Origin of the sequence: Streptomyces sp. NPDC088350, assembly GCF_044753545.1 — a bacterium.
Classification (GTDB): Bacteria; Actinomycetota; Actinomycetes; order Streptomycetales; family Streptomycetaceae; genus Streptomyces.
This window is the reverse complement of record NZ_JBIVNL010000009.1, coordinates 164876-186754: the sequence shown is the minus strand read 5'-3', so window position 1 is coordinate 186754 and position 21879 is coordinate 164876. Positions and strand designations below refer to the sequence as shown.

At 69.2% G+C, this 21879-nt stretch carries 20 protein-coding genes; 8 read left to right on the top strand and 12 right to left on the bottom strand.

Features of this window, described 5'->3' with window-relative positions:
• The gene (locus ACIQBL_RS30960) at positions 1 to 765 is read right to left on the bottom strand and encodes a sensor histidine kinase (protein WP_401947223.1); all 765 of its coding nucleotides are present in this window, start codon (positions 763 to 765) and stop codon (positions 1 to 3) included.
• Positions 766 to 864: 99 nt separating this feature from the next.
• On the opposite strand from ACIQBL_RS30960, the gene ACIQBL_RS30955 reads away from it, so the two are divergent.
• Positions 865 to 3498 carry an alpha-L-rhamnosidase C-terminal domain-containing protein gene (locus ACIQBL_RS30955; RefSeq protein ID WP_401947220.1) on the top strand — a complete coding sequence of 878 codons (2634 nt, stop codon included), beginning with the start codon at positions 865 to 867 and terminating at the stop codon, positions 3496 to 3498.
• A 46-nt stretch (positions 3499 to 3544) separates the two neighbouring features.
• On the opposite strand, the gene ACIQBL_RS30950 is transcribed toward ACIQBL_RS30955, so the two are convergent.
• A complete protein-coding gene (locus tag ACIQBL_RS30950) occupies positions 3545 to 4192 on the bottom strand; it encodes a hypothetical protein (protein WP_401947218.1) in 648 nt (215 codons plus the stop codon).
• Between the two features lie 350 nt (positions 4193 to 4542).
• Here ACIQBL_RS30950 and ACIQBL_RS30945 point away from each other — a divergent pair, with 350 nt between their 5' ends.
• Both ACIQBL_RS30945 and ACIQBL_RS30940 read left to right on the top strand, forming a co-directional pair.
• On the top strand, positions 4543 to 4725 hold the full coding sequence (locus ACIQBL_RS30945) for a sigma factor-like helix-turn-helix DNA-binding protein (RefSeq protein WP_401947216.1): 183 nt from the start codon (positions 4543 to 4545) through the stop codon (positions 4723 to 4725).
• Complete coding sequence (locus tag ACIQBL_RS30940) at positions 4722 to 5351, top strand: hypothetical protein (RefSeq protein ID WP_401947213.1); 630 nt, start codon at positions 4722 to 4724, stop codon at positions 5349 to 5351. The genes ACIQBL_RS30945 and ACIQBL_RS30940 overlap by 4 nt, the downstream gene beginning before the upstream one ends.
• A gap of 10 nt (positions 5352 to 5361) precedes the next feature.
• Here ACIQBL_RS30940 and ACIQBL_RS30935 read toward each other — a convergent pair whose 3' ends face one another.
• The 6 genes from ACIQBL_RS30935 to ACIQBL_RS30910 form a co-directional block, all read right to left on the bottom strand.
• Entirely contained in the window at positions 5362 to 6210 is an 849-nt protein-coding gene (locus ACIQBL_RS30935) for a PaaX family transcriptional regulator C-terminal domain-containing protein (protein ID WP_401947211.1), read from the bottom strand.
• A 110-nt stretch (positions 6211 to 6320) separates the two neighbouring features.
• Positions 6321 to 8690 (bottom strand): bifunctional salicylyl-CoA 5-hydroxylase/oxidoreductase, encoded by a 2370-nt coding sequence (locus tag ACIQBL_RS30930; protein WP_401947208.1) that lies wholly within the window; start codon positions 8688 to 8690, stop codon positions 6321 to 6323.
• Positions 8687 to 10345 (bottom strand): AMP-binding protein, encoded by a 1659-nt coding sequence (locus ACIQBL_RS30925; RefSeq protein ID WP_401947205.1) that lies wholly within the window; start codon positions 10343 to 10345, stop codon positions 8687 to 8689. Before ACIQBL_RS30925 ends, ACIQBL_RS30930 begins: the two co-directional genes overlap by 4 nt.
• Before the next feature lie 61 nt (positions 10346 to 10406).
• On the bottom strand, positions 10407 to 11384 hold the full coding sequence (locus tag ACIQBL_RS30920; RefSeq protein WP_401947203.1) for an acyl-CoA thioesterase: 978 nt from the start codon (positions 11382 to 11384) through the stop codon (positions 10407 to 10409).
• Positions 11381 to 11866, bottom strand: a complete 486-nt coding sequence (locus ACIQBL_RS30915) for a cupin domain-containing protein (protein ID WP_401947201.1) — start codon at positions 11864 to 11866, stop codon at positions 11381 to 11383. Before ACIQBL_RS30915 ends, ACIQBL_RS30920 begins: the two co-directional genes overlap by 4 nt.
• Positions 11867 to 11868: 2 nt before the next feature.
• Positions 11869 to 12693, bottom strand: a complete 825-nt coding sequence (locus ACIQBL_RS30910; protein WP_401947197.1) for a fumarylacetoacetate hydrolase family protein — start codon at positions 12691 to 12693, stop codon at positions 11869 to 11871.
• Between the two features lie 184 nt (positions 12694 to 12877).
• Here ACIQBL_RS30910 and ACIQBL_RS30905 point away from each other — a divergent pair, with 184 nt between their 5' ends.
• The 3 genes from ACIQBL_RS30905 (at position 12878) to ACIQBL_RS30895 (ending at position 15932) form a co-directional block, all read left to right on the top strand.
• Positions 12878 to 13315, top strand: a complete 438-nt coding sequence (locus ACIQBL_RS30905; RefSeq protein ID WP_401947195.1) for a RidA family protein — start codon at positions 12878 to 12880, stop codon at positions 13313 to 13315.
• A gap of 889 nt (positions 13316 to 14204) precedes the next feature.
• A complete protein-coding gene (locus ACIQBL_RS30900) occupies positions 14205 to 15011 on the top strand; it encodes an SDR family oxidoreductase (protein ID WP_401947192.1) in 807 nt (268 codons plus the stop codon).
• A gap of 36 nt (positions 15012 to 15047) precedes the next feature.
• A complete protein-coding gene (locus ACIQBL_RS30895; RefSeq protein WP_401947189.1) occupies positions 15048 to 15932 on the top strand; it encodes a helix-turn-helix transcriptional regulator in 885 nt (294 codons plus the stop codon).
• A gap of 19 nt (positions 15933 to 15951) precedes the next feature.
• Here ACIQBL_RS30895 and ACIQBL_RS30890 read toward each other — a convergent pair whose 3' ends face one another.
• The 4 genes from ACIQBL_RS30890 to ACIQBL_RS30875 all read right to left on the bottom strand — a co-directional run bounded on the left by ACIQBL_RS30890 (position 15952) and on the right by ACIQBL_RS30875 (position 19014).
• Positions 15952 to 16257, bottom strand: a complete 306-nt coding sequence (locus ACIQBL_RS30890; protein ID WP_401947186.1) for a TetR family transcriptional regulator — start codon at positions 16255 to 16257, stop codon at positions 15952 to 15954.
• Between the two features lie 346 nt (positions 16258 to 16603).
• Entirely contained in the window at positions 16604 to 17419 is an 816-nt protein-coding gene (locus ACIQBL_RS30885) for an endo-1,4-beta-glucanase (protein WP_401947183.1), read from the bottom strand.
• An 11-nt stretch (positions 17420 to 17430) separates the two neighbouring features.
• Complete coding sequence (locus tag ACIQBL_RS30880; RefSeq protein WP_401947180.1) at positions 17431 to 18246, bottom strand: pectate lyase; 816 nt, start codon at positions 18244 to 18246, stop codon at positions 17431 to 17433.
• A 183-nt stretch (positions 18247 to 18429) separates the two neighbouring features.
• On the bottom strand, positions 18430 to 19014 hold the full coding sequence (locus ACIQBL_RS30875) for a hypothetical protein (protein ID WP_401947177.1): 585 nt from the start codon (positions 19012 to 19014) through the stop codon (positions 18430 to 18432).
• Between the two features lie 602 nt (positions 19015 to 19616).
• On the opposite strand from ACIQBL_RS30875, the gene ACIQBL_RS30870 reads away from it, so the two are divergent.
• Positions 19617 to 20822, top strand: a complete 1206-nt coding sequence (locus tag ACIQBL_RS30870; protein WP_401947175.1) for a glycosyltransferase — start codon at positions 19617 to 19619, stop codon at positions 20820 to 20822.
• A 253-nt stretch (positions 20823 to 21075) separates the two neighbouring features.
• Positions 21076 to 21462 carry a signal peptidase I gene (locus ACIQBL_RS30865; protein WP_401947172.1) on the top strand — a complete coding sequence of 129 codons (387 nt, stop codon included), beginning with the start codon at positions 21076 to 21078 and terminating at the stop codon, positions 21460 to 21462.
• The last annotated feature ends 417 nt before the right edge of the window (positions 21463 to 21879 follow it).

The following is a 21879-nucleotide window of genomic DNA, read 5'->3' as shown; positions in this document are numbered from 1 at the left end:
TCACGATGCCCTTCTTCTTGCGTCCCATGGCGATGTCGAACTCCTTCTGCCTGTCCGGCGGACCGGACCAGTCGATGTCCGCACCACCGTCGCCGGACGCCACCCCCCGGCTCTGTCCCCGGAAGTCGTTCGCCCCGTCGACGAAGGTCGCCTCGCCCGGCTCCGCGTCCGCTCGCCGCCGGCCGCTCTCCGACGCGTGCGGCGACCGGGGGCCGTAGGGGAGTACGCCCGCGCCCCCCGGAACCCGCCGTCGGTCGCGGGCCCCGTGTGCACCATGCCGCCGACCAGCCGGGCCCGTTCCTGAAGCCCCGTCAGGCCCTGCCCGCCGCTCACCACGGGCCGTCGTACGGAGGAAGTCGGCGCGGGAACCGGCCCGTTGGCGACCTCGACGACCAAGGAGTCCGGCTCGTAGCGCAGTTCGACGGTGATCGTGGCGCCCTGCGCGTGCTTCAGCGCGTTGGTCAGCGCCTCCTGCACGATCCGGAACGCCGCGTGGTCGGCGGCGGGAGCCAGCGGCCGGACCTGACCCGTACGCCGTAGCGCTACGGCGGCCCGGGCGCCCCGCGACGCTTCCACGAGGCCGTCGATCCCGGCCACTCCCCGGGTCGCTGGCTCCAAGTCGCCCTCGCGCGCGGGGACTTGCTCAGGCGTGCCGTCGCGCAGGATGCCGACGGCCTCGCGCAGTTCGTGCATCGCGGCCACGGACGCGTCCCGCAGCACGCCGACCACCTCGCGCTGCCCGGCCGTCAGGTCGCGGTCGACCACTTCTGTCCCAACGCTGTACGGGTGTCCGGTGTTCGAGATACCGTCACCACGCAGCTGCCGAGTGAAACGATTCAATCCGTCGTCGTTCAAGGGGACAGCATGGCGTCGAACAGCACACCGGACAAAGGCATTTCCCGTCGCGCAGCGCTCGCCGCAGCCGGCACCGTCGGGCTCACCGCGGTGTCCCTCTCCACCGGACTCCCCTCGGCGGAGGCGCTCCCCGCCGGGGCCTCCGCTTCCCGCACCGGCGGCCCGTCACGCCACGCCGGCGGCTGGCACCGATACGTCCAGGGGCCGTCCTCGCGCACGGTCCGGCCGCTGCGGATCGTCTCCACCACCGGCGACGTGGACAACCCCGACGCGCTGCTCAAGCCGGGCGGCGCCCGATCCGTCCTGCGGCGCCCGCAGCCGGTGGCGGCGCCCGCCTGGCCCGCCGGCACCACGGCACAGGCCTCGTCGTCCCACGCGGGCAACAACGGCAACGACGGGCAGCCGCGCACCTACGACGCCGCCAACGCGATCGACGGAAACCCGGACACCTTCTGGAACGACGACACGCTGGGCGCGTTCCCCGACGTCCTCACCATCACCGCGCCGCAGGTAACGCCCTTGCGGGGCATCACCGTGGTCTCCAACAGCGACGGCGTGCCGACCGACTACACCGTCGACGTGTGGCGCGACGGCGACTGGCACACCGCCGCGACCGTCACGGGCAACGACGCGGTGCAGAAGGCCGTTCCCTTCGCGGAGCAGGTCAGCACCGACCGCGTGCGCATCACGGTGACCAACGCCCAGGACACCCCGCACGGCGACTTCACCCGGATCAACGAGGTCTGGCCCGCACCGGTCGAGCCGATTCCCGTGCCGAGCGTCACTGTGGACTTCGGCAAGGTCGTGGTCGGACATCCGCAGATCCGGTTCACCTCCGCCTCTGCCAACTCCCCGGGCGTACGCGTCGCGTTCTCCGAGACCCGCCAATTCCTCACCGACCGCTCGGACTTCACCCGCTCCGACCAGGCGGGCGGCGCCGGACAGGGCACGGACCAGTTCGCCGTCCCCGCGAAGGGCGCCAACTGGGTCGACCACAAAGGCTTCCAGGCCGGTGACAAGGTGTTCGCGGACGGACTCCACGGATTCCGGTACCTCAGGATCAGCCTCGACGCGCTCGCCTCGGACAGCCCCGCCGCGCAGCCATGGGGGACGGTGGAAATCGACTCCGTGGCTCTGCGGTTCACCGCCTACCTGGGCACGCCGAGCACCTATCGCGGCTGGTTCCTGTGCTCCGACGACGAGTTGAATCGTTACTGGTACGGCGCCGCCTACACCAACGAACTGGTCACCGACACCTTCCGCCAGGACGACGTCGATCCCCGCAACGCCTGGAGCGCCACGCTCGAAGGGAAGTTGGTCCTCCAGGACGGTGCCAAGCGCGACCGCGACCCGTACGTCGGCGACCTCGCCGTCTCCGCGCGCACCCTCTATCTCACCCACGACGACGCCGCCGAGGCGGCCCGCAACGTCCTGGCCGACCTCGCCGACCACCAGCGCGCCGACGGCTGGATACCGCCCGCCTCCATCGGCGACTACACCCTGCCCCTCTTCGACTATCCGCTGTACTGGGTCACTTGCAGCTGGGACTACGTCCTCTACACCGGGGACCGGCAGTACGCGACCCGCTACTACCCCACGCTGCTGAAGGTCCTGGACACCTGGTACCCCAGCGTCACCGATGCCGCCGGCCTGCTGAGCAAGGGCCTCAACGGCACCGGCGGATACGGCGACTACGCGTTCCTGGGCCGCACGGGACGCGTCACCTACTACAACGCCCTCTACGTCCAAGCCCTCCAGAACGCCGCCCAGTTGGCGCGGTCGCAGGGGCAGCAGACCGACGCCGCGCGCTGGAGCGCGAGAGCGGACAAGGTCGCCCAGGCCGTCAACTCCCTTCTGTGGGACGCCGACGCGGGCGCCTACCTGGACTCCGCGACAGGCGCGGTACGGCACGCGCAGGACGGCAACTCCCTCGCCGTCGTCACCGGCATCGCCGACACGGGCCGCGCCACCTCCGCGCTCGCCCATCTCGACGCGACGACGAAACGGCCGTACGGGAACGCGTTCATGGACAACGACACCCTCTTCGACCAGGCCTCCCAGCGGGTCTACGCCTTCACCTCCTACCCGGAGATCGAGGCCCGCTTCCTGACCGGGCAGGCCGAGTCCGCGCTCGACCAGATCCGCCGGACGTACGGCTGGATGGACACGAACGACCCCGGCACCACCCACTGGGAAGGCATCGGGCCGGGCGGATCCTTGTACGAGGGCGCCTACACCAGCATGGCCCACGGCTGGTCCACCGGTGTCCTGCCGGCGTTGACACACCATCTGCTGGGCGCCCGGCCGACCTCACCCGGATACGCCACCTGGGAGGTACGCCCGCAGCCCGGTGGTGTCGACTGGGCGACGGGTCAACTCCCCACGCCATACGGTCCGTTGGGCGTCGAGTGGGAGAGCGGCTCGCGTGTCTTCCGCCTTACTGTCCGCGTGCCCGGGGACACCCAGGGCTCGGTCGCCCTCCCCGGCGACGCGCGTGGGCTTCGGGTGAGCTCCGGTCGCCGGACGCTCTGGGACGGGCGGCGGGCGGTGACCCGCGACGTGACCGTGGTCGACGGCACGGTCACGGTCGCGGGCCTCGGTGCGGGCGAGCACAGTTTCGTGAGCGAGCCGGGCGGCAACTGACCCGATGGGGTGCCTTGTTGGTGCGCGGCATCGCGATTGACTCCTCCTACTGGTCCCGCAACTCCGCCCAGGTACAGCTGTCCAGACTGTCGTGAGGGCCGATTCTGGAGAGTTCGGAGCCGTCGCGTCCCACGGCCACGATGAGCGGTCGTGTGCCCCCGCGGCCTGTGGAGGGGGACTTCCAGACGACGATGAGACTGCCGTGCGCGGGCACCTCTATCCGTCGCTTGCCGACGAGGAGATGGTCCACCTCCGCGGCGACCTGGAGCTCATGGGATCCGACCCAGCCGGCCGTCTCGATGGAGTGCGGGTGCTGTAGGCGGTCGGCGTGACTCAGTGCGCCTGCGCCCCCGCCGATCTCGATCATGCCGATCTGTCCGGGCCCGCCCACCGCCGACCTTCCGGCGGGCAGGGTGCCGTCCGAACCGCCGCCACCGCCTGTGTACCGCCACTCCGCACCGCAGAGTTCCATGAGCGCGGTGTGCGTCTCGGCCTCCGCGGTCCCGGGGCGCCACACCAGCCAGACCGCGCCGACGCCTGCGTCGGGGTCGACGTCCCCCGACACCACCGTCACCCAGCGGCGAGGCAGCCAACCGGGCTGCGGGGCACGGCCGTTGACCACGCCCTGGAACACCCGCGGCACGATGATCCCCAACCAGCGGTGAATCCGGCTCGGTTCCGCGGGAGTGGGCATGTTCGTACGGTACCGAGGGCGGCGGGGCGTTGAGTACTACTCAGCTGCGGCTGAGACACATCGAGCGCTGAAAGGAACCGGCCGCTGCCGGACAGTACGGGTTGTGGAATCCATGACGGAACAGGAGGCGCGCCCCATGAGGCTGGCGCGCTTCGAACGGCTGGCGCGCGTGGTGGTGGAACCGCTGCGCCGGTATCTGCTGTGACGGACGAGCGCCGACATGGTCGAGGACGTCCTGTCGGAGACGATGCTGGTGCTGTGGCGTCGCGTCGACGAAGTCCCCGGGGCAGGCCGCCGATCACGGCGAGCTGCACGCCGCGCTCGACTCCCTCGGGGCGCAGGACCGTGAGGTGGTGCAGCTGTGGGCGTGGGAGGGGCTGGCGCCGCGTCAGATCGCGGAGGCGACCGGGCTGACCTCCAACGCGGTGAGCATCAGGCTCCACCGGGCGAAGAAGAGACTCGCCGTCCAGTTGGGGCGAAAGGATGCCGAACCGACCGGACACAAGAGGGATGAAGGAAGGAGCAGTCAGTGAACGACGACGAGCTGCTGGCCCGGCTGAGGTCCGCGGACCCCGCACTGACCACCCAAGCTCCGCCGCCCGACATCGACCGTCTTGTGGAGGCCACCTTGAACACCGACACCGCGCTTCAGTCGGCGACCACCGTCGCCGGCGTCACGACCGCCGGACGGGGACGCCGTCATCTCCTCGGCCTCGCGGCGACGGCCGGTCTGCTCATGCTCGGCGGCGGAGTAGCCGGAGGAATCATGGCGAACAACGGCAACAACAACGACAACAACAAAGACAAGGGCGACGGTCACTCGATCTCGGCCGGTGCGCTGCGGCTCACCGCCGAGGGTGGCTCCGCCAAGTGCGCGGCACCCAGCCCGGACACCCTGCGCGGGTTCCCCACCCTCTTCGAAGGAACGGTCACTTCCATCAAGGGCCCGATCGTCACCTTCCGTGTCGACCGCTGGTTCAAGGGGGGCGACGCGGAGACGGCTGTACTCGACAGCAACACCGGTCGGCCGGAGACATTGACGTTCTTGGACGGCGAGCACTACATCGTGGCCGCCAAGGACGGCGTCGTCCCGCCCTGCGGAGCGAACGGGGCCTCGGCCGAGACCATCGACAACTTCCGCCAGGCGTACGGAAAGTGACGCCGGCGGATCACGAGAGGTCGGTCAGCAGGCCCCGGGCGAACTCGTGCGCCGGGTCCGCCAGGGCGTGCCGGAGGGTGGAGAAGAGATCCGCCGCCGTCGCCCCGGACCACGTGGCGGGGAGGAGGGCGGTGGGCAGACCCGGGTCGAGGTAGGGCAACCGGCGCCAGGCCGTGAGGACTTGGACGTAGTCGATGAACGCGGCCCGGTCGGACACCTCGCCGGTCCCGGACCAGCGTCCGGCCATCGGTGTGAACTCGGCGACGAAATCGTCGTAGAGCTTCTGGAGTGCCTCCAAGTCCCACCAGCGGCCCACCTGTTCGGCGGGGTCGCCGAAGGCCACGTAGTCGGCGCGGAACAGGTCGACGTACTGGTTCAGGCCGTGTTGGAGAAGGTGGTCGCGGGTGTCGTCGAGGGCGTGGGCCGGGGCGATCCAGACCCCCGACGACACCGTGCCGAAACCCAACCAGGCCAGGCGGGACCGGAGTTGGTGGCGGTGCCGGCGTTCGCTCTCCGGCACGGAGAAGACGGCGATGACCCAGCCGTCGTCGGTGGCGGCGTGGCGTTCGAAGATACGGCGGTCACCCGTTTCGAGGACGGAACGGGCGTACGGCGAGAGCGCGTAGCCCGCGCGGCCGTCCCGGCGCTCGGCCACCAGGATCTCGCGGCGCTTGAGCCGGGAGATCGACGAGCGGACCGCCTGGGCGTCCACGTCGAGTTCGGCGAGCAGTCGGATCAGGGTGCTCACGCTGATCCAGCCGCCGACCTCGCGCGCGTAGAGGCCGTACACCGTCACGATCAGGGATCGCGGCGGTGCGGGCTGGCCCGGGCTGTCGTCAACGAGATCGCTTGCCGTCATGATCGGATTATTTTAGTGCGCCCCGGTGCGGTCGGGTCCGCCCGGCCAGATCCCGGCCGCGTCGGTGTCGATCCACTCCACGCGGGTGCGGTGGACGCCGTAGGGGACATTCATTGCGTTGCCCCGCTCGGGGTCCACCGCAGGTGCACGGCGTCCCGCGGGGTCTCGCGCAGCAGCGCGAGGCGCGGGCGGACCGCGTCGGTGCGTGAGGTGGGGGGCTTGCGGCGGCCGGCCGCGAACTGCGTCGGCCAGTCGGCGCCCGGACCGCGGTACTCCTGCTCGGCCGCCGCCTGCAGAGTCCACTGCGGGTTGTAGAGGTGGGTACGGCCGAGCGCGCACAGGTCGGCGCGCCCCGCGAGCAGGATCGAGTTGACGTCGTCGTACGACGAGATCGCTCCTACGGCGATCACGGCCGCCTCCGCCGGGGCGGCGACCTCGTGCCGGATCCGGTCGGCGAACGGGGTCTGGTACGAGCGGCCGTACGCCGGTTTCTCGTCCCTGGTGACCTGGCCGGACGACACGTCCACGGCCGCCGCGCCGTGCGCGACGAACGCCCGCGCGATCTCGACCGCGTCGTGCTCGCTGTTGCCGTCGGGGGTCCAGTCCGTGGCGGAGATCCGCACGGTCACCGGGCGGTCGGCGGGGAACGCGGACCGTACGGCGTCGAAGACCTCCAGCGGGAAACGCAGCCGGTTCGTCAGGTCGCCGCCGTACTCGTCGGTGCGGTGGTTGGCGACGGGGGAGAGGAAGGAGGAGAGGAGGTAGCCGTGGGCCGCGTGGACTTCGAGGAGGTCGAATCCCGCGTCGGCGCCCCGGCGGGTGGCGGACACGAAGTCGGCTACGACCTCGTCCATGTCGGCCCGGGTCATCTCACGCGGTACGTGGCAGCCCGTGCCGTACGCCAGCGGGGACGGTCCCACGACCTCCCAGTTGCCCTCGGTCAGAGGCTCGTCAATGCCCTCCCACATCAGCCGGGTTGAGCCCTTGCGGCCCGAGTGGCCCAGTTGGAGGCCGATCTTCGCGGTGCTGCGCTCGTGGACGAAGGAGGTGACCTTGGCCCACGCGTCGCGCTGCGTGTCGTTCCACAGGCCCGTGCAGCCCGGGGTGATACGCGCCTCGGGGGAGACGCAGACCATCTCGGTCATGACGAGACCCGCGCCGCCGAGCGCCTTCGAGCCGAGGTGGACGACGTGGAAGTCGTCCGGCACTCCGTCGACGGCGGAGTACATGTCCATCGGCGAGACCACGATCCGGTTCTTCAACTCCAGGCCGCCGAGGGTGAACGGCTGGAACATCGCCGGGACCGACTCGGTGAGGCCCTGGGCCTGCGCGAAGCCGCGCTCGATCAGGTCGGCGAAGCCGGGGTCGCGGTCCTTGAGGTTGTCGAAGGTGATCCGGCGCGAACGGGTGAGCAGGTTGAAGCAGAACTGCGCGGGGTCCTGGTCGGCGTAGCGGCCGATGTTCTCGAACCACTCCAGGGAGGCCTGGGCGGCGCGCTGGGTGGACTCCACCACCGGGCGGCGCTCGGTCTCGTACGCGGTCAACGCCTCGTCCACGGTGGGGTGTTCGTGCAGACACGCGGCGAGCGCGAGAGCGTCCTCCATCGCCAGCTTCGTACCGGAGCCGATCGAGAAGTGCGCGGTGTGGGCCGCGTCGCCGAGGAGGACCACGTTGTGGTGGTGCCAGCGCTCGTTGCGGACCGTGGTGAAGTTCAGCCATCGGGAGTTGTTGGTCAGGAGCGCGTGTCCGGCGAGTTCACCGGTGAAGATCTCGCGGATCCTGGAGACCGACTCCTCGTCGCTGATGCCGGGCGGGAACTGCGTGCCCTCCGTCGAGTCGAGACCCGCCTTGCGCCACACGTCCTCCGCCATCTCGACGATGAACGTCGAACCGGAGTCGGAGAAGGGGTAGCCGTGGATCTGCATGGTCCCGAACTCGGTCTGCTTGACGAGGAATTGGAACGCCTCGAAGACCCGGTCGGTGCCCAGCCACATGTACTTGTTGGTGCGCTGGTCGAGTGAGGGGACGAAGGCGTCGGCGTACTTGGTGCGCACGGCCGAGTTGATGCCGTCCGCCGCGACCACGAGGTCGTAGGCGTCGCGCAGTTCGTCCACTTCCGGGGCGAGAGTCCGGTAGTGCACGGTGACGCCGAGTTCGGCCGCCCGCTTCTGGAGGATGTGCAGCAGGTCCTTTCGGGCCATCGCGGCGAAGCCCTGGCCGCCGACCGTGAAGGGGTGGCCGTCGAACTCGATGTCGATGTCCGTCCAGCGGGCGAACCGGCTCTCCATGGCGTCGTGGACGACGGTGTCCGCGTTCTCGATGCCCCCGAGGGTCTCGTCGGAGAAGACCACGCCGAAACCGAAGGTGTCGTCGGGCGCGTTGCGTTCCCACACGGTGATCTCATGGGCGGGGTCGAGCTGCTTCATCAGCGCGGCGAGGTACAGCCCACCCGGCCCGCCGCCCACGATCGCGATCCTCATGCCTGGTTCTCCTTCTCGACGATCCGGCGCAGCAGGAAGTGCTGGAGCTTTCCGCTGGTGTTGCGGGGCAGGGCCTCGCAAAAGCGCACCGCGCGGGGGTACTTGTACGGCGCCAGCTGCGCCTTCACGTGGTCCTGGATGTCCTTGGCCTTGGCGTCGTCGCCGACGACTCCCTCGGCCAGGACGACGAACGCGCAGACGACCGAGCCGCGTTCGGGGTCGGGCCTGGCGACCACGGCCGATTCGACGACGTCCGGGTGGGTGTTGATCGCGGACTCGACCTCGGGGCCGCCGATGTTGTAGCCGGAGGAGACGATCATGTTGTCCGTGCGGGTGCGGTAGTAGAAGTAGCCGTCCTCGTCGCGCACGAAGGTGTCGCCGGTGACGTTCCAGCCGCCCACGACGTAGTTCTCCTGGCGCCGGTCGTCCAGGTAACGGCAGCCGACCGGGCCGATCACGGCCAGCCGCCCCTCGACACCGGGGCCCACCTCCTCGCCGTCCAGGTCGAGGACGGTGGCGCGGTAGCCGGGGACGGGCCTGCCGGTCGAGCCGGGCCGGATGTCGTCGTCGGCGGCGGAGATGAAGATGTGGATCATCTCCGTGGCGCCGATGCCGTCGATGACCTTGATCCCGGTCTCCTCGTGCAGCTGCCGCCACACCTCCTCCGGTATGTGCTCCCCGGCGCTGACCGCGGCGCGCAGACCGTGCAGGCGGTCCGCCTTCCCGGCTTTGAGGATCTGCCGGTACGCCGTCGGCGCGGTCGCCAGTACGGTGACCCCGGCCTCGGCGACCAACTCGGCGAGCGGTTCCGGCGCGACAGCCTCCGTCAGCAGCGCGCACGCACCCGCCCGCAGGGCGCAGACGACCAGGATGCCGAGCCCGAAGGTGAACGCGAGCGGCGCGGTGCACGACACGAGATCGTCGGGCCGTAGCCGCAGGGTGTGGCGGCCGAAGGTGTTGTCGATCGACAGGATGTCGCGGTGGAAGTGGGTGGTGATCTTCGGTACGCCGGTACTGCCCGAGGTGGGTCCGAAGAGGGCGACGTCATCCGCGGCGGTGTCGACCGCGGTGAACTCCGCCGGTTTCGACGCCACTCGGCGCGTCAGGTCGTCGGGCGCGTCGCCGCCGTGGGCCACGATCGTGAGGTCCGGCAGGACGGTGTCGCGTACGGCCTCGACGTCGGCCGTGAACCGGTGGTCGACCAGGGCGACGGACGGACGGGTCTTCTCCACGACGGGGGTGAGTTCGCGGGCCCGCAGCGCGGCCATGGTGGTGACGACGATGCCCCCGGCCTTCAGGACACCGAGCCAACACGCCACGACCCATGGGTTGTTGGGGGAGCGCAGCAGCACTCGGTTGCCGGGGACCAGGCCGAGGTCGTCGGTGAGGACATGGGCGACCTGGTTGGCGCGGCGCAGCAGCTCGCCGTAGGTCCACACCTCGCTCTCCGGTGTGCGCAGGGCCGGGCGGTCCGGGCCGAAGCGGGCGGTGGGAACGTCGATGAGTTCGGTGCCGGCGTTCAGGCGCGAGGGGTACTGGAGTTCGGCGGTGGTGAACTCAAGGACGGGCCACTGGGCGCGTGGTGGGAGGTGGTCGCGGGCGAACGTGTCCGGATAGGCGGAGGGCGAGAGGTCCATCTGGTCCGACTGGTCCATCGGGAGGTTCCTTTCCGCAGGCCGGGGGCGGGGCGTGCAGGGATCAGGAGCTGCGCGGGAGTCAAGAGCTGCGGATCAGGCCTTCCTGGACGACGGTGGCCAGGTGGGTACCGGCGGTGGTGAAGAACCGGCCGACGGCGAGGCCGCGACCGGTGTCGGCGGCGACGGCCTCCTGGGCGTAGAGGAGCCATCCGTCCAGGGGGCCGGCCCGGTGGAACCACATGGCGTGGTCGAGGCTGGCCGTGACGAGTCCCGGCAGCGCCCACGGCAAGTCCAGTACGCGCAGGACGGGTTCGAGGATCGTGTAGTCGCAGACGTAGGCGAGCGCGGCGAGGTCGCGCTGCTCGTCCGTCAGGCCGTCGACGGGGCGCAGCGTGTCGAACGGCCTTACCCACACGGCCTGTTGGGGTACGCGCTCGCCCTCGACCGTGAGGTAGACGGGTCCGGGCACGTGCCGCATGTCGAAGCTGCGCCCGCCGCTCCAGTACTCCTCGGAGGTGTCGGTCATCGTGCCCCGGGGCGCGGCGGTATCGCGCAAGTACGAGGCGGAGCTGGGCAGTTCGGTGGGATCCGGTACGCCGACAGGGGGCTCGGCGGCGAAGGTGGCGCCCGGCTCGCCCGCGGCGAAGTTGGCGAGGCAGGTGTAGACGGGCTTGCCGTTCTGGAAGCCGCGGACCTGCCGGGTGGCGTAGCCGCGGCCGTCGCGCAGCAGCTCCACCTCGTAGCGGACCTCGGCGCCGATGTCGACCGGGCGCAGGAAGTAGGAGTGCATCGAGTGCAGCGTCTTGCCCGCGACCGAGCGCATCGCGGCGGCCGTGGCCTGGGCCACCATGTCACCGCCGTACGCCTTCGGCCACGGGCACGGCTGGGTGGTCGCGGTGAAGGCGAGGTCGAAGTGCTCGGGCGCGACCGGGGTGAGCGCGATCGCGTCGGTGAAGGTCGCCGAGGTCGGGCCGGAGCGGACGTCCGCGCGGGCGGTCCGGGAGTCGGCGTCGGTGCTTCGGGAGGAGTCGGCGCGGGTGCTCTGGGTGTCGTTCACGGCCGGTCCAGCCAGTCGCGCAGGTCGGCGTCGGCCACCTCGTCCAGGTTGACCACGATGTTCTCCGGGGTGCGGGTCGTCATCCAGGTCAGCGGGTTGTCGCGGTCGAGGTTGCACTCGACGTGCGGCATGAACGGCGGGACGAAGACCCAGTCGCCCTCCGAGAGGTCGAGGTAGTCCTCGAACCGCTCACCGAAGTAGATCCGGGCCCGCCCCGAGAGGACGTACCCACCTGTCTCGGCCTCGCCGTGGTGATGCGGTACCGAGCGATATCCCGACTCGTTGCTCACCTTCCCGAACCACAGCTTGGTGGCGGGTGTGTGCTGGGCGGAGACGCCGGAGATCCGGGTCGCGCCGGAGGACTGGCCGGTGGCACCGAACTCCAGACCGGCACGGGTCACGACCGGTACGACCAGGCCGGACTCGTTCGCGTACGACGAGTTGTCGCCCTCTAGGACGTACTTGGAGAAATCGGGTTCCATGATCAGCTCCTGGAGTCGGTGAGACGGAGACGGTTGCGCAGGGTGCCGATGCCCGGGATCCCGGTCTCGATGAGATCGCCGTCGGCGAGCTGGACCGGCGGGGTCATGCCCGACCCCACGCCACCGGGGGTGCCGGTGAGCACGATGTCGCCGGGACGCAGGACCGTGAAGGTGGAGATGTAGGCGAGCAGATCGGCGGCGTCGAACACCAGCGTGCGCGTGTTGCCGCGCTGGCGCTCGACGCCGTTGACGCGGCAGATCACCTCGACGCCCGCGACCGGGTCGAGTGCGTCGGGCGTGACGACGACCGGCCCCAGCGGTGTGGTGCGGTCCCACGCCTTGCCCTGGAACCACTGCAGCGTGCGCTTCTGCCAGTCGCGCGCGCTGATGTCGTTGGCGACCGTGTATCCGGCGATCGCCCGGTCGGCGGTGTCTCGGTCCGCGCGGGTGAGCTCCGCCCCGACGACGACCGCGAGCTCCGCCTCCCAGTCCACGTCGAGGCCGGGCGGGAGGAACAGGTCGTCCTCGGGGCCGGTCAGCGTGTCGGCGTACTTGGCGAAGAGCGTGGGGTGGGCGGGAAGCTCGCGGCCCATCTCGGTGATGTGGTCGGCGTAGTTGAGGCCGCAGCAGACGACCTTGCGCGGGGACGGCAGCGGCAACACCGGGGTGGCGCCCGGCAGTTCGACGCCGACGAGGCTCGACACGTGGTGGGTCGGCGTGGTCGTCAGCAGTGTGGAGAGGTCGTCGGCCGGCAGTGCTCGCCAGCGGTCGCCGTCGAGGACGGCGGCCGTGGTGCGGCCCGCGTGGGCCACGGTGGCGAGCTTCATGGGTGTTCTCCCTCGGGGGGTGTGGCGTGTGGGGCGTGGGGCTCGGGGGCTTCGGGTGGCGGCGGTTCGAGTGACCGGGCCGCGGCAGCGGTATAGCGAGATTTTCACGACCGTCGAAATCAGTCAATAGATGGGTTACGCTGCCTGCGTCGGCCCGTCCGATCCGTCCGAGGAGGAACCCGCAATGACTCCGATCCCGGTGAACCCGCCCTTCCCGGTGAACCCGCCCGCGCTCCCCGCGCCGAGCGGCTACTCGCACGGCACGCTCAGCGGCAACACGCTCTACCTGGGCGGACAGACGGCCCTGGACGAGAACATGCGGATCGTGCCGGGGGGCATCGTCGAGCAGTTCCGGCAGGCGTTCGGCAATGTGCTCACCACGCTGCGGGCGGCCGGCGGAATCCCGGAGGATGTGGTGAGCCTGACGCTCTACCTCACCGACATCCCCGACTACCAGGCGCACGGCAAGGAGATCGGGAAGGCCTGGCGCGAACTCGCGGGGCCGGTCTACCCGGCGATGGCCGGCATCGGCACGACCGCGCTGTGGCAGCCGGAGGCGATGATCGAGATCGTCGGCGTGGCGGTGATTCCGGATGAGCGGGTTGTTCGGGCGGGGGAGTGAGGAGTCGCTGACCGGCTGAACCGGGGTTGGTTGGGGCGGGTTGAAGTCGCGTCGGCTGATGTATCACTGGAGTGGCTGCGACTGGCCGACTTCGGCGTTGACGTTCGCGTACGGCGTGCTCGACGCAGTTCGGCGGGAGTACTGGCGGCGTTTCAACTTGAGCCAGGCGGACTCGCCGCTGGCGATGGGCGTTCGGTAGCGCCGTGGTCGGCGGCTAGGAGGATTGCGCCCTGCCGCTCGCTGCGGGCACCGGGGTGAAGCACCTATGCGAGTAAGGGGTGCCGGTAAGAACCGTCTCGCCAGCCGCAAACGGCGGTGATCAGTCCTTTGACCTGGAGGGTCGGGGCAGTTCTGCCGTGTTGGTCGACTCGGCGAGCGCGAGACTCCGAGGAGCTTGGCGATCGGGGTGACGGTGTTCTCCGGGCGGGCGAGCAGGTCGCGGGCGTGACGTACCTGTTCGTCGGTCATGGCGGGCGGGCGGCCGAGTCGGGCGCCGCGGGCGCGGACGGCGAGGTGAAGCCGACGCCGCGCTTCCGCCGGCCGGACACGATGGCGATGAGGTCCTGGAGGGAGCGGCCGAGCAGCCGAGCCGGTCCAGCGACGGGACGACGAGGGTGTCGGAGAAGGTCCGGATTTATGGCGCTCGGATCGAACTGGCCGCTCTCGTTGGCGAAGGTGAGTCAGCGCACCAGCCAAGGGGGGCTCTCACAGTACCTGTATCACCAGGGTCTCCCCGACGTCCCAAATGCCTGTCAATCTGGTTGAGTCGAAAGCGCCGACAACAATTCATTGACACGCACTGCGGCTTTGCCCTCATCAGCTCAATTCGGCTGCTCCGAATGCGCGACCATGTTGGCGCATTCTTCCACGACATAAGGGACGGAAAGCAATGACGGACAATCAATTCACCACTCACGCAGAACTCTTCGATCTGAGTGGGAAGTACGCCCTTGTCACTGGCGGCACCAGGGGAATTGGGATGATGATAGCGCGCGGCCTTCTCCAGGCGGGCGCCCGCGTCGTCATCAGCTCACGCAACGCGGACACGTGCGCGGAGGCACAGCGTCTACTGTCCGAATTCGGCGACGTGCGAGCAATCCCCGCCGACCTGTCCAGGCACGACGAGTGTCGGCGCCTCGCTGATCTTGTCCAGGCCGACTCGGAACGCCTGGACATCCTTGTCAACAACGCGGGAGCGATGTGGCGCGAGCCGCTGGAGACGTTCCCGGACGAGGCCTGGGACGCAGTGCTCGACCTCAACCTCAAGTCGCCGTTCTGGCTGGTGCAGGCACTGCTCCCGGCACTTCGTAAGGCGGGCACCGCCGATGATCCCGCACGGATCATCAACATCGGCAGCATCGCCGCCATCCATGTCGCCCCGTCGCCCAACTACTCGTACGCCAGCAGCAAAGCTGCACTCCATCAGCTCACCAGGGTACTTGCCAGAGAGCTGGGCCCCCAGCACGTCACGGTGAACGCGGTAGCACCGGGAGTGTTCCCGTCGCAGATGATGGCGACCACTCTCGATGCCATCGGCGACACGATCGCGGCGGCGGCCCCTCTGCGCCGGGTCGGCCGCGACGACGACATGGCGGGTGCCGCCGTGTTTCTCGCCAGCCGGGCCGGGTCCTACCTCACGGGCGCCATCATCCCGGTGGACGGCGGCACCGCAACGACCGCAACAAATATCCATTAGGCTGCGGGACGGGCTTACGGTGAGGAGAGAACCGCGATGGATCTACGCACCGAGATCCGGGAGTTTCTCAGCTCGCGTCGCGCCCGCATCGCACCCGAGCAGGCGGGCCTGCCCGCCTACGGTGGCAACCGCCGGGTCAAGGGTCTCCGCCGCGAGGAGGTAGCGCTACTGGCGGGGGTATCTGTCGACTACTACGTGCGCATGGAGCGCGGCAGCCTCGCCGGTGCCTCCGATGGCGTGCTCGACGCGTTGACCTCTGCCTTGCAACTCGACGAGGCCGAGCGCGACCACCTGTTCCACCTCGCGCGCCAATCCAGGACGCCCAGCGGCCCACGCCGGCGCGGGTCTGCCGTGACGGTGCGTTCGACGCTGCAGCAGGTGCTCGACGCGATCTCCGATGCGCCGGCCTTGATCGGTAATGGCCGTTATGACGTGCTCGCCATGAATCAACTTGCTCGTGCGCTGTATTCACCGGTGCTGGCCGACCCGCGACGCCCCGCGAACACAGCGCGGTTCGTCTATCTGAACCCCGAGGCGGCCAGGGGTTTCTTTGTCGACTACGACCAAATTGCCGGTGACGCGGCGGCGAAGCTGCGCATGGAAGCCGGCCGCAATCCGCACAACGAGGAGCTGATCGCCCTGGTCGGCGAACTGTCAACGTGCAGTGAGCTATTTCGGCAGCGGTGGGCATCTCAGGACGTGCGGCTGCGCCGGTCCGGCCGCAAGCGTATGCGCCATCCGATCGTGGGCCGGCTCGACTTGGACGTCGAGTCCCTGGAACTGCCCGCCGAACCCTGCCTGCACCTCAACGTCTACACCGCACCCGCGGGCACACCGACCGCTGACAATTTGGCGCTCCTGGCTTCGTGGGCGGCCACCCAACAGACGCCGGCGACCGGCCTCGAAGCACACAACGGATAGTCCCACCCCATCAGCCGTATTAGTCAGAAATCAGTATGGACACGCGCGTGAACCGTTGAAACTGCTGCGCCGGCTCGTGCCGATAGAGCTTGAGCCGGACGAACGCGTCCGTGGAGGCGAGCAGCCGCTCCGGTGCGGGCGCTCCGGGTCCCAGGGGCGGGGGTCCGTTCCCGACCGCATCGCGCGGTTCCCGGGACCGCTCCTCCAGCAGCGCCTGCAGCAGTCCGGCGCGGTTGCCGAAGCGCCGGAAGGCAGTGCTTTTCCCGACTCCGGCAAAGGCGGCAACGCGGTCGAGTGACACATGGCCCCGGCCGCCTTCGGCCAAGAGTCGCTCAGTCGCGCGTAGTACCGCGCGACGGTTACGGACCGCGTCGGCGCACGTCTGTGTAGGACGCCTTCAACGTCGTCTGCGCCGTCCGCCGGTTGACCGGCCCACGGGTCCTGAACTCGTGTACCAGCTCGCGCAGCGTCGCCCCACGGTGAACGGATCATGCCGCGGCGGTCCTGCGCGCGAATCACCCCGACGGCCATGCGGGTGAGGGGCGGTCCGCGCGCAGGACCGCCCCTCACATGGCATCAGCTAGCTGTGTTCTGTGTTCTGTGTTCCAAGGACGCCCCTGACCAGGCAGGTCAGTGAAACGAGGCGCTGCTGGAGCGGTGGACCGGGGCGGTCAGCCGACGTTGACCGAGTAGGAGCTGCTGCTCAGCTTGCCGCGTCCGCGGAAGACCTCCGTCCCGGCCTCGACGCTCGTCAGATACGCCGTGTTGGCCAGCAGCCTGCGCTGGACGAGGGCGTCGGCCATGGCGGTGATGTCGGTGGTGGCCGAGTTGGTGTTGGCGACGCGGACGTAGGAGTAGACGTTCCAGCTGCTGGTGACCTTGCCTGCCTGGTCCTTGTTGACGATCTGCCCGACGTACAGGTCCCAGGCCGTGCCGCCGATGGTGACCCGCTCGCGTTTCGTCCCCAACGGGCCTGCTCCGCCTTGGTGGTTGAGCCAGATCATCATCTCGTCGTGGGGCTGGTCGGCCCAGTTCGGGTTGGACTTCTGGTGGAACCAGACGTCGTAGGAGACGTTCATGACGGACGGGGTGTTCTGGGTGATGCCGAAGGTCCAGTTGGAGGTGACTTTGCGGCGGCTGTTGAGCTGGACGGGGAGTTTGGTGGTGGTGTCCTTCCAGCCCCAGTGCCAGCCGAGCACGATGCTGCCGTAGGCCTTCACGCCGGTCGGGTTGCCGCCCGACCAGTCGAAGGACGTCTCCCAGTTGACCTTGCTGCCCTGGTAGGAGTTGAGCCAGGTGCACTCCTTGCCGGTGGCGCCGCTGGCGCCCCAGACGTTGTTGTTGAGGTAGTACGGGGACGCCTTGATGGTGTTGAAGGCGGTGCAGTTGTCGGCGGCCCGCGCGGCGGAGGGGGCGAGGAGGAGCGGTGCGGCTACGGCGGCGGCGACCGACGCGGTGAGGCCCTTGAGGACCCTGGAGGTGAACATCGGTGGCGCTCCTACTTGTAGGTGATGTCGGAGGTCTTGTAGATGCAGTTGCGTCCGTCGGGTCCGGATCCGACCTTCGCGGGTTCGCCCGAGGTGACCCCGCGGAACTTCTGGCAGACGACGATCTTGCGCGCCGGGTCGCCCTGGATGGTGATGCGGGAGAGGCGGGCGGTGTCGCCGTAGGGCGTGGAGTTGATGCCGACGATGTCGAGGCCGGGGGACTTCACGGTGACGTTGTCGAGGACGACATGGCGCTGGTACTGCGTCTTGCAGTTGCCGCAGGAGCGGTAGAGCTTGCCGAAGTTCTCGACCTTGAAGTTCCTGATGACGAAGGTGCCGGGGCCGTTCTGCTGGAACACCTTGTCGGCGGCCTTGCGGGCGCCGCCGCCGTCGATCGTCATGGTCTGGTTCGCGGCGGTGCCCTTGAAGGTGGCCGCGTCCTCGCCGACGTCCTCCCACCACACGTTCTTCAGGGTGCAGGTGCCCCGGCAGTGGATGCCGTCGGCGGCGGGGGAGCCGATGATGACGTTCGAGACGGTGGCCTTGTCGGCGAGTTCCAGGATCGGCGGCTGGTTCTCGGCCTGGTCGCCGCCGGCGAGCGCGCCGGTGCCGACGAAGCGGGTGAAGTCGAAGTCGCGGTTGCCGGTGACCTTGATCGTGGCGGACACCGGCTGGACGCGCTTGGCGGCGGGCCAGTCGGCGGCGGGGCGTGCGGAGTCGGTGGTGCCTGGGCGGTCGGCCGCCGCGACGGTGCTGGGGAGCGAGGGGACGAGTGCGGCGGCCGCGAGGGCGGCGAGCGGCATGAGGGTGCGTCTTCGGCTGTGCATAGTCGGATCGTTGGCAGAAACCCGGCATCGGCGCGCGCGGTGTCGGCCGAACGCATGACCGGAGGGCTCGAACGGGTGTCCTGTCACGGAATCGGTCCGGCCCGCCAACGCACTGAGATGGTCGACGACCTCGGCGAGTGTGCGCGGCGCCGACCGCGCACGAACTCGTCCGCGCCGGCGAAGTCAGCCCATGGTGGTGTTGTAGTTGACGATCCGCTCCACGACGAGAGCGACCGCACCGGACAGTGGGCTGTCCGCCCCTTTGCGGACCACCTCGGGTAACCGGTGTGCCTCCTCCTCGGTGACCGCCACCATGCCCCAGAACGCGTTGAAGCCGGAGGGGTCCGCCGGCTTGTCGGTGGCCGCCCGGACGGTCGCGACGTCGTCCCCCGCGACCAAGGCCAGCGCGCCCATCTGCCGCAGCATGCCGGGATCCCGCTCTTCGGCGGCCACCACGCTCCAACCCGCCACCTCTACTTGTTGCAGTGCGGCGAGAAGACTGCCGGCACTGCCCGCCCCGGAGACAACGATGTCGGGGAGGACGAGAGCGACCGGCCCTCGCGTCATCGGCAACGCGGTCCGGATCGCGCCGTCGAGATCCGGTTCGAACGACTGGTCCTGGTAGACGAAGACCATTTGAAAGGTGTCGGCGTAGCGCGCGAGATAACTCACCGTGTCCAGCTTGTGTGTCCCGAACACGACGACCAGGCGCACGGTGAGCCCGCTTTTGGCCAGCTCGACAACGGCTTCCAGACTGCGGTCCAGCACCGTGACCCCGGGAGCGAGACAGTGCAGTTCCTTCGCGTAGGGCGCCCCGAAACGCGTTCCGTAACCGGCGCAGGGCAAGATGACCGAAACATCAGGGATGGGCACGGACGATCTCTGCATGGAGTGGCTCTCAGGTTGTGTTGACGATCCGGAACCTTGCGTGCCTCGCCGGGTACGTACGGGTACGGGCGGCCCCACGCCGACGCCACACCGCCGGCCTGGAAGCACGCTGGCGCTCACCGTAGCCACCGCGGACGGCTCCACGCGAGAGGGCGTTGATCGACGAGGTCTTCCGTGCGGGGGACAAGACCGGGCCGCCACTGTCCCGTGCCGACTTCCTCCAACTCCGCTACGTCGGCGCTCACTTGCCCATACACCTGGGTAAGGGCAGGGCGCGCGCGCCCCGACTCCTTGTTGATCGGCGACCCCTGCCGCGATCGGTACCACGCGACGTAAGCTGCTGCCGCGCATCCGCTACGACCGACGCATCGCCACCAACTCACCATCAACTCGTCATCAACTCACCATCAACGAGGACCGCTTGAAGCCTGGGCGGGCACCGGCCGAGACGTATGGGAAGACAGAGCGAAAGAGGACGCTGAATGCGGGTGCTGTTGTCCACATACGGAACGCGTGGCGATGTCGAGCCGCTGGTGGCACTCGCGGTGCGGCTACGGGCGCTCGGAGTGGACGTGCGGATGTGCGCCCCGCCGGACGAGGAGTTCGCGGAGCGGCTGGCAGGTCTCGGGGTGCAACTGGTGCCGGTCGGGCCGCCGGCGCGGGAGTTGATGCGGGGGTCGACTCTGCCGTCGGCGGCGGATCTTTCCCGGTACCGGACCGAGATGGTCGCCGCGCAGTTCGACATCTTCCCCGCGGCGGTCGACGGATGTGACGCGCTGGTTGCGGCCGGACTGGCGCAGATCGCCGCGCGGTCCGTGGCCGAGGCGGCGGGCATCCGCTACGTGTACGTGAGTTACTCGGCGGTCAACCTCCCGTCTCCGCACCACGCGCCGCCACCGCGGCCGGGCTGGCCGGAGCCGGAGGCGAGCGACAACCGGACACTGTGGGAGCTGGACGCCCACAACGTGAACGCCCAATTCGCCGACCCGCTCAACAGCCACCGGGCATCGATCGGTCTGCCGCCGGTGGACAACGTCCGCGACCACGTTGTCACCGGCCGGCCGTGGCTGGCGGCGGACCCGGTTCTGGGACCGTGGCCGGACACCCCGGGCCTCGACGTGACGCAGACGGGTGCGTGGACCCTGCCGGACGAACGCCCGCTCCCGGCCGACTTGTCGACGTTCCTGGAGGCGGGCGCGCCGCCGGTCTACGTCGGCTTCGGCAGCATGAGCCCGTCGCCGGACATCGTCCGCAGGGCCGTCGAGGCGATCCGCGCACAGGGGCACCGCCTACTCGTCTCCCGAGGCTGGGCGGACCTGGACCTGGTGGACGGCCGCGACGACTGCTTCGCCATCGGCGAGGCCAACCACCAGCGTCTGTTCGGCAGGGTGGCCGCCGTGGTGCATCACGGCGGCGCGGGCACCACGCTGACGGCCGCCCGGGCGGGCACGCCCCAAGTAGTGGTACCTCTCCAGCTGGCGGACAACCCGTACTGGGCCGGCCGGGTCGCCGACCTCGACATCGGCGTGGCACTGGACGGTCCGACGTCGACCGCCGAGTCCCTGAGCATCGCGTTCAAGACGGCCCTCGCACCCGAGACCCGGGAGCGGGCAAAGGCACTGGGCGCGGAGCTCCGCACCGACGGAGCGGCGGTGGCAGCGAGCCTGCTGTGCGACGCCCTCCGGTGAGCGGGACCGGCGGAGTGGGTGTTCAAGATTCCGGGCCAGCGCCCAGTGTTCACGTCGCGATGGAAGCTCCCGACGGACTGGCGAAGGCCGTGCTCGAGTTCGCCAGAAACTTCGACGCCGTCTGACGGTTGCGGGAGACCAGCAGGAAGGATCACTCCGATGTACGGCAGATCGGTTTCGCGGGATCGCGCAGGATCTCGGCGGACCTGTGTGACCTCCGTCCCGTCCAGGGCGACTGCTAGCGTTCCGGCGCATGGAAGACGGTGTGTACGTGGGCAACGCGGGCAAGGACGCGGTACTGGACCGGGGATGGCTGCTCGGGCACTTCAAGGAGCACGGCGATCCTCGGCACAGTGAAGCTGTGGAGGTCAAATGGGGTGTACACCCACGTGGCGAACAACGGGCACGGTGGGTGGAGGGAGAAGTGCGGACCGCTCTCCTGGTCCTCATCACCGGTCGCTTCCGTATGGAGTTTCCCGGTCGTAGCGTGCTACTGGAAGAGCAGGGCGACTATGTCGTCTGGGGCCAGGGGGTGGATCATTCTTGGGTCGCGGAGGACGAGTCCGTGGTCCTGACCGTGCGCTGGCCTTCCGTGCCTGGATACGCGGTACCTCAGGAAGAAGAGCGGACGCGTGCGTAGAGCCGATCGCGACGCCTGAACATGGGTCGGTCTGCCGGAACATCAGGCTTTCTTTGCCTGCAACGGCGTTTCACCTCACTCCGGGGGAAAACGTGTGACGTTGTGGAACCCTTCTTCCTATATGCCGGTTTCATGGGGCTCTTTTTCGGTGTGGGCCTTCTGTGAGGTGTCGCGGAATGTCGAGTATTGACATGTCCTGAGCCTGTGATTGATGATTACAGCTGTGTCACGGAGTTCCGGAAGGGAAATCCGAGTGAGCAGGAAAACGATGTGACCAGGTAATTGTCCAGCGATTTCGGGCATTGAATTATCGCATCACCAGGCCGCTTTCGGACGTATCACCCCGTGGACCAGCCCCTTCATCAACGACCTGACGTGTGCCTCGTCCCCGGTGACCGCTCCGCGGTGACAGCGCCC

Excerpts from the sequence above, each read along its gene's own strand:
- ACIQBL_RS30955 (WP_401947220.1), top strand. The coding sequence starts at position 865 with ATGGCGTCGAACAGCACACCGGACAAAGGCATTTCCCGTCGCGCAGCG.
- ACIQBL_RS30950 (WP_401947218.1), bottom strand. The coding sequence starts at position 4,192 with ATGCCCACTCCCGCGGAACCGAGCCGGATTCACCGCTGGTTGGGGATC.
- ACIQBL_RS30935 (WP_401947211.1), bottom strand. The coding sequence starts at position 6,210 with ATGACGGCAAGCGATCTCGTTGACGACAGCCCGGGCCAGCCCGCACCG.
- ACIQBL_RS30930 (WP_401947208.1), bottom strand. The coding sequence starts at position 8,690 with ATGAGGATCGCGATCGTGGGCGGCGGGCCGGGTGGGCTGTACCTCGCC.
- ACIQBL_RS30925 (WP_401947205.1), bottom strand. The coding sequence starts at position 10,345 with ATGGACCAGTCGGACCAGATGGACCTCTCGCCCTCCGCCTATCCGGAC.
- ACIQBL_RS30915 (WP_401947201.1), bottom strand. The coding sequence starts at position 11,866 with ATGGAACCCGATTTCTCCAAGTACGTCCTAGAGGGCGACAACTCGTCG.
- ACIQBL_RS30910 (WP_401947197.1), bottom strand. The coding sequence starts at position 12,693 with ATGAAGCTCGCCACCGTGGCCCACGCGGGCCGCACCACGGCCGCCGTC.
- ACIQBL_RS30905 (WP_401947195.1), top strand. The coding sequence starts at position 12,878 with ATGACTCCGATCCCGGTGAACCCGCCCTTCCCGGTGAACCCGCCCGCG.
- ACIQBL_RS30900 (WP_401947192.1), top strand. The coding sequence starts at position 14,205 with ATGACGGACAATCAATTCACCACTCACGCAGAACTCTTCGATCTGAGT.
- ACIQBL_RS30895 (WP_401947189.1), top strand. The coding sequence starts at position 15,048 with ATGGATCTACGCACCGAGATCCGGGAGTTTCTCAGCTCGCGTCGCGCC.
- ACIQBL_RS30885 (WP_401947183.1), bottom strand. The coding sequence starts at position 17,419 with ATGTTCACCTCCAGGGTCCTCAAGGGCCTCACCGCGTCGGTCGCCGCC.
- ACIQBL_RS30880 (WP_401947180.1), bottom strand. The coding sequence starts at position 18,246 with ATGCACAGCCGAAGACGCACCCTCATGCCGCTCGCCGCCCTCGCGGCC.
- ACIQBL_RS30870 (WP_401947175.1), top strand. The coding sequence starts at position 19,617 with ATGCGGGTGCTGTTGTCCACATACGGAACGCGTGGCGATGTCGAGCCG.
- ACIQBL_RS30865 (WP_401947172.1), top strand. The coding sequence starts at position 21,076 with ATGGAAGACGGTGTGTACGTGGGCAACGCGGGCAAGGACGCGGTACTG.